A 17,071-nucleotide genomic window follows, 5' to 3' on the forward strand; every position below is an offset into this window, starting at 1 on the left:
AGGAAAAAAATGCTCAACGTGTTGCCAAAAAGCTTTGCTGTGGTTTAAGTGACGTAAATGCGCTAACTCGTGAACAATCACATAATCAATAGCATGATAAGGGGCTCCGATTAAATGCAAATTAAATGTTAGCTCTCGCTTACTATTACAACTTCCCCACTTTCGCTTATAAATAGCTACTTTTAGACTCGTAGGTAATTCTTCACCCATTTGTGCGCAGAAGTACGCTAAACGCATTTCTATATATGCAGTTAGTTGCTCTTTTAAATATTCTTCAAGAAGTTGCTGATATTTTTGCGAAGTATTTTTAACGCGCGAAGAGTGTGTAATAAGCAAGCTGTCGTTACAGTTTAGTACTTCGGACTTAGTACCTTGCTTAAATTCTATGTTTATAATGCTATCAAAGATTAAAATTTGTTTGTCTTTGAGCGGGTTCTGTCTGTTATCAGCAATATTGTGCTGTTTAGTTAATTGAGCATTTACCCACACCTGCTTATCAAAAAGCCATTCTTGGATGTGTTTATTACTAACAAATTGAGGGGCATATACAGTCACCTTCTTGTTATGTACTTTAATGGCAACCGTTTTACGTTTTATACTTTTCTTTAACTGATATTCAAACACTTTCATACTCATTAATGATATTGCTACGAGAAAATTCACCAGCAATTAATAAAACCAAATAAAGTGTAATTTTCGCTTAGTTAAGCCAATTCATTAGTTTTATTAAGGTTACTCGATAGAAACTTAAATATGACCATATAAATCTAACTTAGTCCTGTGACAGGCAATACATTAGAATAAAAAACACCAACTAAAAAACTAATGCCTGATAAATAAAAGAAAACTAAAAGTAATAAATTCGTTATTTTAATCACTTCATTGAATTAACAGTTTATTTATTAATTAATTAGATTAAACTTGATAAATAAAGATTATATTTTGAGCCATTATGTTATCAGCTTTTTTTATCACAGACCAAGATCCTAGCTTAATCATTAATGGCGTTTACGATCCTCTATTAGTTTCAATGTCATTGCTAATTGCTATTTTTGCAGCCTTTTTCACCATTCGGCTTATAGAGCTCGCAAAAGAAACTCAATTTCCTAGCTACCAACGTTTAGCAAATGTGACCGCTGCTACTGTTTTTTCGGCTGGTATTTGGAGTATGCACTTTATTGGTATGCTTGCCTTTTCACTGTGTACTAATATTGATTATGATCCAACAATCACTCTCCTTTCTTTTATACCAGCATTTATAGCATGTCAGTACGCTGTATCAATGCTAGTAAATAGTAAAGGGAATCTAAAAGTATTGTCGATTTGCTCTGTGTTACTAGGAGCCGGCATTGGCACTATGCATTATAGCGGCATGGCTGCAATGGACCTTGCTCCTTTACTTAGATATGATCCATTGATTTTTGCGTTATCAATCATTGTTGCTGTAGCCCTCTCCTTTATAGCCCTTTACAGTCGCTTTAATCTTGAGCGTTTTTTACCCTCTTTATCACCTCTTCAAAATAACTCAATTAGCGCTGTTATTTTAGGGTGTGCTGTTGCTGGTATGCACTACATGGGTATGGCCGCTACACGTTTTGTAGCTACATCGCCACTAATCTATGATGATGCTAATGCAACCGCAGGACTAACTTTTATCGCCATTGCAGTCGCCACAGCAACTATCGCGATTACAAGCGTGGTTGGTGTAATAAATGGTATGGTTCGCTATCGCATGCTACTTGAGGAGAAGTCGGCAAAAGAATCCCGTCTAAATGCTATTTTAGGTACCGCTATAGATGGCATTGTTACCATTGACCATGCTGGTATTATTTTAAGTTTTAATGAAGCCGCTAGTAAAATTTTTGGCTGGCAAGAAAACCAAGTTCAAGGCAAAAACGTAAAAATGCTAATGGACGATAACATTGCCAAGCACCACGACGAATACCTCTTAAATGCTCACAATGTTGATCTAGGTAAAATAATAGGCATAAACCGTGATGTATATGCAAAACACATGAACGGACATGTTTTTCCTATTCGCTTAGGTATAGGCGAAGTAAATCAGCCGGGCCATAACCCTTTATATGTTGGCTTTATCACCGACTTGACCGAACAACGCGCTTTGCAGCAAAGTTTAGAAGAGAAAGAACAAAAATACCGCTCTCTTATCGATAACATGCCCGGAGTCGCGTTTAGATGCAAGTTTGATGACAACTGGACTATGTTATTTATTAGTCCAAATATAATTGAGCTTACAGGGTATAACCCAAATGAGTTTACAGAGCATTGTATCGAGTTTAATGACTTGGTCTTGAAATCAGACCAAAAACAAATAGTTGATGAAGTCACTAAAGCTGTTGATGCAAAGTCTCAATATTCTATTGAATACCGAATTAGACATAGAAATGGCAAAATTTTGTGGTTGTTAGATAAAGGGAGTATCGACTTTGATGCTCAAGGCAACCCAAAGTGGATTGATGGTGTTTTAGTCGATATTACTGAACGCAAAGAATATGAAGAAAAACTAGAGCAAGCTAAATTTAAAGCTGAAGAAGCTGCTCATGCAAAGCAATCTTTTATGGCTAATATGAGCCATGAAATACGCACCCCAATGAATTCTATAATAGGTTTTAGCGATCTATTAATGGACACCCCACTTGATCAAGAACAACAAAAGCACTTGGTTACCGTAAATAATGCAGCGCGTTCATTGCTAAGATTGTTAAATGAAATTCTTGATTCTGCAAAACTAGAACGCGGTAAGCTCACCATTGAGCCAGTCCACTTTAGCTTAAAACCAGTGATAGACAGTATTATTTCTACTTTTTGGCTAGAAGCTAAAAAGAAAGATTTAGAACTTAAACTCCATATTAAAGAATCAGTAAGTTCTACGTACTACGGCGACCCAGATCGACTCAGACAAGTACTCACTAATCTAATTGGTAACGCGATTAAGTTCACCGAAAAAGGCTCTGTTACGGTCACCGTTGGCATGACACAAAATCAGCATCTGTTTTTTGAAGTGCAAGATACCGGAATTGGTATTGCAAAAGATCGTATTCAAGCTGTATTTCAACCTTTTGAACAAGCCGATGGCACTACTACTCGCCGCTTTGGTGGTACAGGCCTTGGTACAACCATAAGTAAACAACTTGTAGAGCTTATGGGTGGAACAATAAACTTAGTAAGTGAGCTAGGTAAAGGCACCTGTTTTTACTTTTCATTGCCGCTTACTTTAGGTGACGAATCTAAAATTGATTATTTTGATGGTCTACACACCCAACTGCCTGCACTTAGAGTACTAGTAGTTGATGATATAGAGCAAAATACAGAACTACTGTCTTTGCTTCTGTCACGCGATCAGCATTCAGTTACCAAAGCGTCAAACGGACTTGAAGCGATTAAAGTATTTGAAGAACAAGACTTTGATGTCATCTTAATGGATATACATATGCCCTTGTGTGATGGCATACAAGCAGCACAAAAAATAAGAGCAATAGAAAACCAAAGGCAGCTTAAGTACACGCCAATTATCGCGCTCACAGCAAGCGTATTACAGCAAGATAAGCTTACGGCTAAAAAAGCAGGCATGAATGGCTTTGCCAATAAACCCGTCGATATAAATCAGCTTAACCAAGAAATAGCGCAAGTGCTGGGGCTTGGTATTGCAAAAGAAATGGTTATATCGCAAAGCGATCCTAAAGCGCAGCATATAGATTTTGAAAAAGGATTAGCACTTTGGGGTTCTAAGTGTAAGCAACTTACAGAGATTACTAAGTTTGTTAGTGATAGTGATAAGCGGTTTGAGAGATTATTTAATGATAAATTATCAAACATAAAAGATGTCGATAGCCTCATTCACACACTCAAAGGTGTTGCTGGTAACTTAGGGCTAACAACGTTAATGAAGTTATTAACCGATTTAGAGCACAAGCAAAGTGATGCTAAAGTTATTAGTCTTTTAGACGATATCAAAAACGAACTACTTATTATAACGCAACTGCTGTCATCAAATACTTGCGATGAGCCAAATAGCAAGCCTGAAGATAATAGCTCAGACACTCTATCAATAGATGAGATTAAGCAATTGTGTGAAACACTTCATCAAGATGCGCAAAACGCAGAATTAAATGATGAACTACTCGCAAAGTTGCAACGCGGCGCACCTTCTACCTTTCAAAATGAAGTTGATGATATAGCCGAAGCCTTTGATGAATTTGATTTTGATAAAGCACACGTAATACTAGAAACCTTAATTGAAAAACTAACAAACAATGAGTATTAATTAATGGATTTTACGACAGATAGGCCACGGGTATTAATTGTTGACGATGAGCCTGCAAATCTAAAAGTAATGCGCGAAGTGTTAGGTAATCAATATCGTATGTCGTTTGCTAAATCGGGTGATGCCGCACTAGCACTACTTGAAAAAGAACTACCAAAGCTAATTTTGCTCGACATAATGATGCCAGATATGAATGGCTTTGAAGTGTGCCAAATAGTTAAGAGAAATCCTAAAACATCACACATCCCAATTATTTTTGTAACTGCGCTTGGCGATGAAAGCGATGAATACAAAGGTTTTGAGTTAGGCGCAGTAGATTATATTACTAAACCAATAAGCCCTGCCATTGTAAGAGCAAGGGTTAATACTCACTTGTCGCTAGTACAAGCAGAGCAATTAAAGCAAGCTCATGTAGATTTAGTAGAACGTCTAGGCCGTGCAGCGGAATATAAAGACACCGACACGGGTGAACATATAGTGCGCATGAGCCAATACAGTAAAGTATTAGCGTTAGCACTAGGTATGGATGAACAACGAGCAGAACTTTTACGTCAAGCTGCCCCAATGCACGATGTAGGAAAAATAGGTATTCCTGACGCTATCCTACTCAAACCTGGAAAGTTAACCTCTGAAGAGTTTGATCATATGAAAGAACACGCCACCATTGGCGCGCAAATTTTAGCAAACTCATCATCTCCTTTACTACAACTTGCGCATACACTTGCAATTGAACACCACGAAAAATGGGATGGCTCAGGCTATCCTAACGGGATCAAAGGCGAAGAAATATCAGTTGAAGGTAGAATTGTTGCTATAGCTGACGTATTTGATGCACTTACCTCAAAACGCCCTTACAAAGAGGCTTGGAGCGTAGAGAAAACAGTTTTGCATATGCAAGAGCAAGCAGGAACTCATTTCGATCCCGCTCTAATCGAGCTATTAGTAAAAAACTTAGACGATATTATTGCTATAAAAAATGCAAATCAAGAAAGCTAATTCTTTTTAGCACTGTGAGAGCCAAGCTCAACATTTGGGTAACAAGATTTTATATAACGATAGTCATGTGACGTAATTTCATGGCTATTGCCACTTTCATCTTTAAAGTACATAGAAAACGTTACACCATGATCTGCTAAAACTACTTTTATATTTAAACTCTCAAGATGAATACGCCATTGAATAAATTGATCCCCTGAGGCCAAAAATGCAATCCCTTTACTGCGCCCCTCTCCTTCAAACAATGCTAAACGAGAGGTTGAACAAGCATCCTCAAGCGTTAAAGGGCCTCGCCCATGCTCATTCCAAAAGGTAAGCTCTGGCACTACGCTAAAACCTAAAACCCGTTCATACCACTTAACGGCATTAGCTAAGTTATCAACATTTAAATGGCAATGATCAATGCCAGATAATTTCGGTATGCTTGTATTATTCACATTACTCACCAATTTCTGACTTTAATTGCTCTAAAAACTCATGCATATACCTTGTTCGTCTATTCGCCTCTGCTTTAGCTGATGGGGTATTCATACTATCGGCAATATGTAATAACTTTATGAAAAAATGATCAAGCGTGTATGTTTTATCATCAGCCTCGCGTTCAACACAAAAAGGGTCATTTGGGTTATATAATAACCGAGAAATTGAGCCACCAACTTTCATGCATCGGCTAACGCCAATAGCGCCCAACGCATCCATTCTGTCGGCATCTTGTACTATTTGCGCTTCAACTGTTTTAATTTTTATATTTGCGCTGAAGCTATGCGCTGCAATTGCATGATGAATCTCATCAAAAAGTGACTCGTCATAATTAATCGATTTTAAAAACTCCAATGCCTTATCAGCTGCCATAGTAGAGGCTTTTGCACGATCAGGGTGGTTTTTAGCCACCGCCACACAGTCGTGCATCCACGCTGCAGGTAATACTACTGACATGTTTGCCTGCTCCGCATTACATAACTGTATTGCAACACGCACCACTCGCTCTATATGAGTAATGTCATGAGCAACATCAGCATGCACTAAAGAGGCGATAAACCCTCTACATTGTGAGTTAAGTATTTCTAAATCAGGGCTTAAAGCGACGTCAGACAAAGTTAGGTTCCAAAAAGCTAATTAATCAATGAATTATCCGTACTTTACCGTGCTTTATGCCCCCCTTGCAAAACATTCATTGTATGTTGCTCCTTGCTTGACTAAAATACAGCGCTTATTTATTACTACTGAGAAGCCTTATGTCATCTGCCGTTTACCTACAAGCTGGTCGCGATAAATCATTAAAAAGAAAACACCCTTGGTTATTTTCAAAAGCCATCAAAAAAATTAAAGGTAAACCTGGATTAGGCGACACAGTAACGATTCACGACAGCGAAGGTAAGTTTTTAGCAACTGCTGCGTATAGCCCTCACTCACAAATTCGTGCACGTGTTTGGAGCTTTGACGAAAAAGAAGTCATCGATCAACACTTTTTTGAACGCCGTTTACGTCGCTCATTAGAAGCCCGTAGCCAAGTTATTGAAGAAGGCGGATTAACAGGGTTTCGCTTATGTGCTGCTGAGTCTGATTACTTACCAGGCGTTACAATAGATAAGTTTGACAACGTATTAGTGTGCCAGCTATTAAGCGCCGGTGCCGAGCGCCATAAAGGCGAGATTGTAGGCGCATTGATGTCTATTTTCCCCGGCTCTAGCATATATGAGCGTTCTGACGTAGATGTACGTACTAAAGAAGGCTTAGAACCAATTAAAGGCGCACTTTGGGGGAATGAACCAAAAGAGCCTGTGCTTATTGAAGAAAACGGCTTAAAAATCGAAGTTGATATAATTGAAGGTCACAAAACAGGATTTTACTTAGATCAGCGTGACAGCCGTGCTGCACTTGAGCGCTTCTCAAAAGGTAAAACTGTCCTTAACTGCTTTAGTTACACAGGTACATTCTCGTTGTATGCCCTGCGTGGTGGATGTGAGCATGTAACTAACGTAGATGTATCGCAACCCGCTTTAGATACAGCAAAACGTAATGTTGAGCATAATAACTTAGATTTAAACAAAGTGAGCTTTGTTAAGCAGGATGTATTTAAATTATTACGCCAATACCGCGACGAAGGTAGACAGTTTGATACCATCGTAATGGACCCACCAAAATTTGCTGATAATAAAGCGCAGCTAACGGGCGCGTGTCGTGGCTATAAAGATATCAACATGATTGCCATGCAAATACTAAAACCAGGCGGAACACTATTAACATTCTCATGCTCTGGTTTAATGGAACAAAACTTGTTTCAAAAAGTAGTAGCCGATGCAGCACTTGATGCAGGTAAAGACCTACTGATAATGGAGCGATTAAACCAGGCAGCCGATCACCCAATTGCTGGCAGCTACCCTGAAGGCTTTTACTTAAAAGGCTTAATCTGTAAGGTTTTTTAATATCTACTATTGAGTTTAACTGAATTCGATTTAGTTAAACTCAATGATTTCAAGACCTGCTGTTACCGTGCCATCATCTTCTTTGCTGGCACGTATTACTTTTGCAGTTGCATTTAAAGGCGCAATACTTGGATGAGTCGAATCAATGTTCACCGTCAGTAAGGTATTAGGTTCAAGCAATTCATCTAAATGAATTGATAAACCTGTTGCACTTAAATCCACGCACTCTGCGGCAAAATTTAAACCCGCTATTGGTTCTATCGTTGTTAAATTTGCAGGAGTGTTAATCTGCATGCGTCTAAAATTTCGCTTATCATCAGTAAACATATGTTACCTCTAAACAACCGTGTTAATTTCTTCCAACAAAGCACCCACTGAAAATGGCTTTACAACATACGCGTTACAACCAGCATCAAACCCTGCTTGTTTTTCAGATGGGGACTCTAGGCCCGATACCATAACAACAGGAATATTTTTTGTTTCAGGTGTGTGCTTTAGCATTCGGCATGTATCATAACCATCAAGACCAGGCATACAAACATCAAGCAAAATTATATCTGGCGGACTCGCAATTGCTGACGCAAGGCAGCTTTGCCCTGAATCTGCGTAACTAACATCAAATTTCGACGCTAGTGCGGCTTTGAGCATTTCAAAATTAAAATACTCGTCATCTACCACTAAAAGTCGCTTTGTTTTATGTTCAATCGATGAGGACATAACTATGTCGCTTCCTTTTCAAAACAAAAATAAATCCTTCTATTAAGGTACTAAGCTTAATAGAAAATGCAAGTTTTATTCTATCTCTTTTATCGCATTAAGTACCCGCTTGGCTGAAATTGGGTAAGGCGTTCCTAGTGTTTGAGCAAATAACGACACTCTAAGCTCCTGTTGCATCCAAAAAATAGCGGTTACCTCTTGTGGTATAGGCAAGCCTTTTGGCGTTTTATTAACTACTTTTTTATACTCTTGCGCAACTTTATCTAGCTCTAGTACGCATAACCTATCACGATTTGGATCCACAGGCAGCTTTTCTAAACGTTTTTGAATCGCTTTTAAATAACGAATTAAATCCGCTATTTTATCTGAGCCATGCGCGCTCACAAAACCTTTAAATATAAGTGACTCAAGCTGTGACTTAATATCGCCGTGCGCAGTTATCATGGTTAAATCAACGCGCCCTTTCATTTTTTTATGCAGCGCATGAGCAATACTTAATACTTGCTCAACTTGCGTTGCAATCGATACAACGGCATCGCCCAGCTCACCGCGTATTTGCTCTTTTACTGTTTCAAATGCTTTTTCGTCGCGTATATCACCGTGTTTTACTAATAAGTTATCAACACCTGCGGCAATACAGTCATCAATTAAATCAGCTATTTTACCAAATGGGTTAAAGTACAAACCCAGCTTTGCCTTATTCGGTAAGTTTTGTTGTAAGTACTTAATTGGCGATGGCACATTTAATAGTACTAAACGGCGCAAACCTTGTTGATGTGATTGCTGCGCTTTTGCTTCGCTATCAAAAAGCTCCACTGCAGCGGCTGATTTTTTATCCACCAGCGCAGGGTATGCTTTTATCTCATATTGACCTTGTTTTTTAACGTATGAAGCGGGTAACTCACCAAAATCCCATTGTGTTAGGTCTGACTTTTCAATGCCTTTATCGGCTACTTTAGACAGTGTTTCGGTTACTTCACCTTGCAGCTCTGCTTTGAGCTTGGCTAAATCAAGCCCTCGTGCAAGTAACTTATCGTGTTCATCACGTACTTCAAACTGTAATCGTAAATGCGGTGCTAATGCACTTAAATCCCATGCCTCGGGATCAACCCTCACACCTGTCATTCTCAATAAACGCGTCGTTAATGCATCAATTAAGCTCCCTTGCATTGGCTCAATAGCTGCCAGCACTGCATCAGCATAGTTTGGTGCTGGCACAAAATTACGACGAAGCGATTTAGGCAATGACTTTATAAGCCCACTTATTAGCTCATGCCTAAATGCTGGTATGTGCCAGTCAAAACCACTTTCTTGCACTTGATTCAACAGCGCGACCGGTATTTGTACCGCAACGCCATCAACTGCTTGGCCTGGATCGAAATGATAAGCAAGCGGCAATATAATATTGTCTTGCTGCCATGTGTCAGGGTAGTCAAACTCAGTGATATTACTTGCACCATGCTGCATTAGCTCTTCACGAGTCATGTGTAGGTAATGCTTATTTTGTTGTTTTTGTGTTTTATACCATTTTAAAAATGCAGCGCGGTTATTAATTTCTTTGGGTATTTTTTTATCGTAAAACTCAAATAACGTTTGCTCATCAACTAAAATATCACGACGACGTGACTTATTTTCCAGAACTTGAATATCTTCTATTAGCTCACGGTTAAACGCTAAAAAGCCCTCGTTTAAGCCCAGTTCTTGCTCAACTAATGCAGTGCGCACAAAAAGCTCTCGACTCACTTTAGGGTCTATGTTGCTATAAACACAGCGGCGTTTATTTACAATAAGTAAGCCATATAAAGTTTGCTGCTCAAACGCGATTACCGCACCTGGTTTTTTCTCCCAATGTGGTTCAGTGTAACTACGTTTTACTAAGTGCTGTGCTAATGGCTCTACCCAGTTAATGTCTATTTTTGCATTTGTGCGGGCATATAACTTACTTGTCTCTACCAACTCCGCCGACATGATCCATTTGGGGCTCTTTTTAAATAAACCTGAACCTGGAAAAATATGAAACTGACTATTACGTGCCCCTTTGTATATTTGTTTTTCATCTTTAAAGCCAATATGGCTTAGCATTCCGCTTAATAACGCTTTGTGAACAAGTTCGCCATCAGCCGCTTGGCTGGTTGCTTTCATGCCCATTTCGTTACAGACAGTACTTATTTGATAAACAATATCTTGCCATTCACGCAGGCGCATATAGGCTAAGAAGTCTTTTTGACACAGCTTTCTAAATTGGCTATTAGTAAGCTCGCTTTGCTGCTCTTCTAAGTAATTCCATAAGTTTAAAAAAGCGATAAAATCAGAATCTGGATCATCAAAACGACCGTGCTTTTCATTGGCAGCAGCACGTTTTTCTTGTGGGCGTTCACGTGGGTCTTGAATAGACAACGCCGCTACAATGATAATCACTTCACGCAATGCGCCAAGTTTATGGGCTGTTAGCACCATTTTTGCTAAACGTGGGTCAACGGGTAATCGACTAAGCTCCCTGCCCGATTGCGTTAGGCTGGTTTTACTATCGCGTTTAGCTGGTTTTACCGCTTGTAGCTCTTCAAGCAATGTTAGGCCATCATTAATATTGCGGCTATCTGGCGCTTGTACAAACGGAAATTGCGCCATATCACCAAGCCCTAGCGCCAACATTTGTAAAATAACAGACGCAAGGTTAGTACGCAGTATTTCAGGGTCGGTAAACTCTGGACGTGATAAAAAATCATCCTCAGAGTACAACCTAATACAAATACCCGCTTCAACACGTCCACAACGACCCATACGCTGATTAGCACTTGCTTGCGATATAGGCTCTATTGGTAAGCGCTGTACTTTTGTACGATAGCTGTAGCGACTTATACGCGCAGTACCTGGGTCTATTACATAACGAATACCTGGCACGGTGAGTGACGTTTCGGCTACGTTAGTCGATAAAATAATATGACGACGAGAATGCGGCGCAAATATACGGTTTTGCTCTGCGTTAGATAAACGCGAGTAAAGTGGCAATACATCGGTGTGTTTTAAATTACGCTTGCTAAGTGCATCTGCGGTATCGCGTATTTCACGCTCACCATTTAAAAATATGAGAATATCGCCAGGGCCTTCAGCGCACAGCTCATCAACGGCATCAAAAATACCTTGTAGCTGATCGCCCTCCGCTTCCATATCATCTTTATTAATATCAGTAATAGGGTTGTAGCGCACATCAACAGGGAAAGTACGACCCGATACTTCTATAATGGGCGCATCATCAAAGTGCTTTGAAAAGCGCTCAGGATCAATAGTCGCTGAGGTAATTATTATTTTTAAATCAGGGCGCTTTGGAAGCAGGTTTTTTAAGTAACCTAAAATAAAATCAATATTTAAACTACGCTCATGCGCTTCATCAATAATAATCGTGTCGTATTGATTTAAAAAACGGTCTTGCTGAATTTCAGCCAGCAAAATACCGTCGGTCATTAATTTAATATACGTATTATTAGATACCTGATCGCTAAAACGAATTTTAAAGCCAACTTGCTGGCCAAGTTCACACTTCATTTCTTCAGCAATACGATTAGCCACAGTACGCGCTGCTAATCGACGTGGTTGCGTATGACCAATTAAACCATCAACACCGCGACCAAGCTCTAAACACATTTTAGGTATTTGCGTTGTTTTGCCTGAGCCCGTCTCACCGGCAATAATAACCACTTGGTTATTTGCAATGGCGTCTTTAATTAATTCCTTTTTTTGACTTACCGGCAATTGCTCAGGGTAAGTCACTTTAGGGAGGCCAGCTAAGCGTTTATCGCGTAATTCTTGGCTACGGGTTATATCAGCCGCTATTTTTTCAAGCGCGTTGGCATGCTTGTTTTCATCCGTTATTTTTTTTACGCCATGTAAGCGTTTTTTGAAAATGAATTGATCTTTTTTTAAGCACGTTTTTAGCTCGCCAAACAACTGACCTAGGTTTACCACCCGCATACCTTATAAAATTAGTTAAAGAGCCGTAATTGTATCAAATTAAACGGCTGGGGTTAATCCTACAAAATGCATAACGCGGGGTTGTTTGTTATATAAACGCTGCTATTGAACTAAACTGTGAATAATAAATTTATTTTAAACAATTATTTTCAGGGCTAACTACATTGAATAAATTAAATGACGTTGACTTATTCGTCACTAAAAATGCCCACGTAGGTCGCTTGCGTATTCGATTTACTTGCCCGATACATGCCAGAGGTATTAAACGGTAAGCTAATATTACCCTTTGTATCAATAATAATTACGCCGCCAGTGCCGCCAATAGGCTTAAGCACACCGTTTATAACTTCATCCCCTGCCTCAGCAATGGTTTTACCTTGGTACTTAACTCGCGCACATATATCGCTCGCTACATTATAGCGAATAAAGTATTCACCATGCCCTGTTGCCGATACCGCGCACGATTCATTTTCAGCAAATGTTCCGGCCCCAATTACCGGCGCATCCCCCACACGACCATAACGTTTTGCGGTCATACCACCTGTTGATGTACCTGCCGCTAAATTACCATTTTTATCAAGCGCCACTGCGCCAACCGTGCCCATTTTGTAAGAGTTAGGTAATGCTTTGTGCGCGGCTTGGTACTCTTTACTGGTTGCTTTGGCTTTATCTAATTTTTGTTTTGCTTTTAAAAGCGCTTTGTAACGAGGCTCGGTATCAAATAAGTTATTTTCGACAAGCTCAACACCTTGCTCTTTAGCAAACTCTTCAGCGCCTTGCCCACTAAGCATTACGTGTACAGAGTTATCCATTACCAAACGCGCTAAGTTAATTGGGCTCTCAATATGCTTTACACCCGCAACTGCGCCTGCTTCACGGTTTCGACCATCCATTATGGATGCATCAAGCTCATGCCCGCCATCGTAGGTGTATACCGCTCCACGCCCTGCATTAAAATAAGGGGATTGCTCTAATACTGCAATTGCTGCAATTACCGCATCTAAGCTTTCGCCGCCTTGGTGTAATACTTTATAACCTGTCTCTACTGCTTGCGTTAATTTTGCACGATACTCTTTTTCTTGAGCGGGTGTAAATCGTGCTTTTTCAATTGTCCCTGCCCCACCATGAATCGCAATGGCAAAAGGAGTCTCTGCAGCTACTGCGCTATTACTTAAAGCAACAAAGCTGCTCGCAAAAATCGCTAATAATGGTGTTTTCATAATGAGTTCTTTTATGGGGAAGTTATAAACTAATGTGAATGGTTACGGACTTAATTTCAACTAAAGTGAGTTTAATGGCATAAAAAAAGCGCCTTAAGGCGCTTTTTAAAATTTTACGTGTTTGTAATTAAGCTTGTTTAGCTTTTAAACGCGCTAAACGTGCTACTTGGTGAGTAGACGTTAAGAACGAGTAAATTGGTGCTAAGTAACCACGTTTACGAAGTTCTAAGAAATCAGCATCGCTTAACTCGTTTAGTTTTTTCTCATCGATAAGGTAAATACCGTTGATGTCTTTTTTCTCGCCTTTAATGTCTACTGTTAGCGTTTGCGCAATTAGTAGCTCTTTATCAGCAAGGAATTTAGTGAACGCTTCAGTTACTTGAGAAAACTCAATAAATGATACTAGCGCTTCTTTACGACGTTTTAGGTAATCTGTTTCTTCGCCGTTTTCAAATAATGCATTACCTTCGTCTTCACCAACAAGCGCACTTGCTTCGTCAATTACGATACCGTATTGATCTTGATCTGGGTGTTTAACTAAACCCAGTGGGTAACGAGTAGATGCCATAGGTGCAAATGCTGCAGTCCATTTACCATCTTCTACAAAAAGGTTTTCGCCTGGCTCTAAGCCAAACATAGCAACTGCTTGAAAAGTGCCTGTTTCGTTATTTTTAACGAATGACATTGGAAACTCGTTTGCTACACGTGCAAACTCATGTGCAACTACTGGCACTAAGTGTTGAGTTTTCATGAATTCTACATTGATGCCGTTTTGAATTTTAGTGTTGGCATGTTTTTCGTTGTGTAAAGGCTGTACTTGTTGCTCCGCCATGTTACTGCTCCGTTTATTTTAATTTATATGTTTCATTGTTAATGCCTTTAGGCTAATGCTTTTGAGCTAAAAAAGGAAGGGAAACTTTTATGACAACAACCATGAAAAAATAAAATTTAACTAAATCTGAACGTTGCTAAAAAACATACAGCTCAAACTCATAAATTTTGTTCAAAAACAACACACTTCGTGGTTAATTTTAATACAAACCAAAGTTATTCATTAACATTGGTTAACAGTTCAAAGCTATTTTTTTGCAGTGTTTAGGCTTAAATTTAAGCAAATAAAAAAGGCCGCTTATATAAGCGGCCTTTAAAAGTTAAATTGGCATCTAAATTAAGGCGCCCAATATACTTCAATATTTATACTTGGGTGATTAAGCACAGCGCGAAGTGGCATGTCATTAACATCGCCGCCCGCTTTTGCTTGCTTATAAACAGCGAGTTTTTCTTCACCGCTAATTAAAAGCTTAACCACTTTAGATTGCGCAATGGCATTTAAAGTTAATGTCATTCGCTCAGTAATACTACCCGTCACATCACTTTGTATCGCATTAATCGCACATACTGTTTGCTCAGTTGTTAAACCATGCTCTAAACCGTCTGCATTTGGGAATAACGACGCTGTATGGCCATCTGGGCCCATACCTAAAATAGTTACATCATATGGGCTTTTTAGCTCGCTATAAGCCGCTTCACACTCTTGTGCGCCCTGTTGAGCCGTTGCTGCAGCGTTCTTCATAGTAATAAAGTTGGCAGCACTACCATGATTTTGTAATAAAGTACTTTTAATAAATGCTTCATTACTTTTTTCATGGTTTGGATCTACCCAACGCTCATCAACCATAGCAACATCAACATGTTGCCAATCTAAATCAAGCGTTGATAAATGCTTATAAGCGGGCGCAGGAGACGAGCCGCCCGACACCATTAATACAGCACGGCCATCGTTTTTAATGCCATCACGTAATGATTGCTCAAGCGTTGCAGAAAGCTCAGCTGTTAACGCGTCTTTATCGTCAAAAAACTTTTCAACTAATGTTGCCATGCTTATACCTTATCGCCTGTGTTAAACCATACGTGGTTGTTTTCTGCTAATAATTCATCAGCATCATCAGGTCCCCAACTACCAGAACGGTAAAGCGCAGGTTTGCCTTTGCCTTGCCATCTATCAATAATTGGATCAATCCACTTCCACGCTTGGCGCACTTCATCACGGTGAATAAATAACGATGGGTTATTTGCAGCAGCATCAAGCATTAAACGCTTGTACGCATCTGAATGGAAACCATTGCTGTAAGCTTGTGAAAGCTCAATATTCATTGTTACTGGCTCAAGTTGCATTTGAAGATTATCAAGGCGCTTAGACATAAGCGTTAGTTGAATTGTTTCCTCTGGCTGCAAACGAATAACAAGGCGATTCGGCTCGATATTGCCCACGTTATCTTCGTAGATATTGTGAGATACTTTTTTGTATTCAACCACAATTTCTGCACAGCGCTTAGCCATACGTTTACCCGTACGAAGGTAAAATGGAACACCTGCCCAGCGCCAGTTATCAATATGCGCGCGAATAGCTACAAACGTTTCTGTTTTACTAGAACCTTCATTTAGCTCTTCTAAGTAACCCGGTACAATTTTACCGTTTAAGTCACCTGGTACGTATTGACCACGAACAATATTTTCATCAACATCACCATCTACAAGCGGGCGAAGTGCTTCTAATACTTTTAGTTTTTCGTTACGAATGCTGTTAGCGTTTAGCTTATTAGGCGACTCCATTGCAACTAAGCAAAGTAGTTGTAATAAGTGGTTTTGAACCATGTCACGAAGTGCACCGGCTTTATCATAAAAACCAGCGCGGCTTTCAAGACCAACCGTTTCTGACAAGCTAATTTGAATATTATCAATAGATTTAGCATCCCACATATTTTCAAACAATGAGTTTGAAAAACGCAGCGCCATTAAGTTTTGTACTGTTTCTTTACCTAAGTAATGGTCAATACGGAAAATTTGTTCTTCATTAAAAAACTCTGCAATTTTTCCATTAATTGCTTCAGCAGAATCACCGCAATAACCAATTGGCTTTTCAACAACAACGCGTGATGTAGGTGTAATTAAACCTTTAGTCGATAATATTTCACAACATGTGCCGTAAACAGCAGGCGGAAGCGATAAGTAAAACACGCGAGACTTAGTGCTTTCGTGCTCATCTAAAATGCCTTTTAGCACATCCCAGTTGTCGTCTGCTTCTGTAACATTACTTACCACTGGCACTAAAAAAGTAGAAAACGCTTTCCAATCTTTAGCGTTAAACTCACCTTTGCTTAAAAATTCTTGTAATGCTTTATGCGCTGTTTCTATGTATTCAGCACGTTTCGATTCTTCGCGCACTGTTGGTAGGATACGTGAGCCTTCAGGTAAGTTACCTTCTTGATATGCTCTGTACATTGCAGGTAGCAATTTGCGTAACGCAAGATCACCACCGCCCCCAAAAATTATAATATCAAAAGGATTAAGCATAGTTACTCTCTACGTTGTGATACCCAGTACATTTTGTAAATGCGCGGGTATGCCTATTTATTGCTAGATTAGATGGCTTTTATAGCTGTATTTAAATAAAAGCC

13 protein-coding genes are annotated in these 17,071 nt (G+C 39.4%); 3 read left to right on the top strand and 10 right to left on the bottom strand.

What is annotated here, in order from left to right:
- Positions 1–636: M48 family metallopeptidase (locus H5090_RS15045; protein WP_182696110.1), on the bottom strand; the 636-nt coding region annotated here is incomplete at its 3' end.
- 316 nt (positions 637–952) lie between these two features.
- Here H5090_RS15045 and H5090_RS15050 point away from each other — a divergent pair.
- Together H5090_RS15050 and H5090_RS15055 are read left to right on the top strand one after the other, a co-directional pair.
- Positions 953–4,285 (top strand): MHYT domain-containing protein, encoded by a 3,333-nt coding sequence (locus tag H5090_RS15050; RefSeq protein WP_182696111.1) that lies wholly within the window; start codon positions 953–955, stop codon positions 4,283–4,285.
- 3 nt (positions 4,286–4,288) lie between these two features.
- Positions 4,289–5,281: a two-component system response regulator gene (locus H5090_RS15055; RefSeq protein WP_002961438.1), complete on the top strand. Its 993-nt coding sequence runs from the start codon at positions 4,289–4,291 to the stop codon at positions 5,279–5,281.
- Here H5090_RS15055 and H5090_RS15060 read toward each other — a convergent pair.
- A complete protein-coding gene (locus H5090_RS15060; RefSeq protein WP_182696112.1) occupies positions 5,278–5,718 on the bottom strand; it encodes a VOC family protein in 441 nt (146 codons plus the stop codon). The two genes, H5090_RS15055 and H5090_RS15060, sit on opposite strands and share 4 nt — an antisense overlap.
- A 1-nt stretch (position 5,719) precedes the next feature.
- Positions 5,720–6,376: an HD domain-containing protein gene (locus H5090_RS15065; RefSeq protein WP_039487345.1), complete on the bottom strand. Its 657-nt coding sequence runs from the start codon at positions 6,374–6,376 to the stop codon at positions 5,720–5,722.
- Positions 6,377–6,516: 140 nt separating this feature from the next.
- On the opposite strand from H5090_RS15065, the gene H5090_RS15070 reads away from it, so the two are divergent.
- A complete protein-coding gene (locus H5090_RS15070) occupies positions 6,517–7,707 on the top strand; it encodes a class I SAM-dependent methyltransferase (RefSeq protein ID WP_002961441.1) in 1,191 nt (396 codons plus the stop codon).
- 30 nt (positions 7,708–7,737) lie between these two features.
- On the opposite strand, the gene H5090_RS15075 is transcribed toward H5090_RS15070, so the two are convergent.
- The 7 genes from H5090_RS15075 to zwf all read right to left on the bottom strand — a co-directional run bounded on the left by H5090_RS15075 (position 7,738) and on the right by zwf (position 16,967).
- The gene (locus tag H5090_RS15075) at positions 7,738–8,034 is read right to left on the bottom strand and encodes a PilZ domain-containing protein (RefSeq protein ID WP_149602406.1); all 297 of its coding nucleotides are present in this window, start codon (positions 8,032–8,034) and stop codon (positions 7,738–7,740) included.
- A 9-nt stretch (positions 8,035–8,043) separates the two neighbouring features.
- Positions 8,044–8,424 carry a PleD family two-component system response regulator gene (locus H5090_RS15080; protein WP_024597850.1) on the bottom strand — a complete coding sequence of 127 codons (381 nt, stop codon included), beginning with the start codon at positions 8,422–8,424 and terminating at the stop codon, positions 8,044–8,046.
- A 75-nt stretch (positions 8,425–8,499) separates the two neighbouring features.
- Complete coding sequence (hrpA, locus tag H5090_RS15085) at positions 8,500–12,387, bottom strand: ATP-dependent RNA helicase HrpA (RefSeq protein ID WP_182696113.1); 3,888 nt, start codon at positions 12,385–12,387, stop codon at positions 8,500–8,502.
- Between the two features lie 194 nt (positions 12,388–12,581).
- The gene (locus H5090_RS15090) at positions 12,582–13,613 is read right to left on the bottom strand and encodes an isoaspartyl peptidase/L-asparaginase family protein (RefSeq protein ID WP_029752414.1); all 1,032 of its coding nucleotides are present in this window, start codon (positions 13,611–13,613) and stop codon (positions 12,582–12,584) included.
- A 127-nt stretch (positions 13,614–13,740) separates the two neighbouring features.
- Complete coding sequence (locus H5090_RS15095; RefSeq protein ID WP_024597622.1) at positions 13,741–14,445, bottom strand: SapC family protein; 705 nt, start codon at positions 14,443–14,445, stop codon at positions 13,741–13,743.
- Positions 14,446–14,781: 336 nt separating this feature from the next.
- A complete protein-coding gene (gene pgl, locus H5090_RS15100) occupies positions 14,782–15,492 on the bottom strand; it encodes a 6-phosphogluconolactonase (protein WP_182693523.1) in 711 nt (236 codons plus the stop codon).
- A 2-nt stretch (positions 15,493–15,494) separates the two neighbouring features.
- Positions 15,495–16,967 carry a glucose-6-phosphate dehydrogenase gene (gene zwf / locus H5090_RS15105; protein WP_182696114.1) on the bottom strand — a complete coding sequence of 491 codons (1,473 nt, stop codon included), beginning with the start codon at positions 16,965–16,967 and terminating at the stop codon, positions 15,495–15,497.
- Between the last annotated feature and the right edge of the window lie 104 nt (positions 16,968–17,071).

The sequence above is a fragment of the Pseudoalteromonas sp. SR43-5 genome (assembly GCF_014163835.1).
Lineage (GTDB): Bacteria > Pseudomonadota > Gammaproteobacteria > Enterobacterales > Alteromonadaceae > Pseudoalteromonas > Pseudoalteromonas distincta.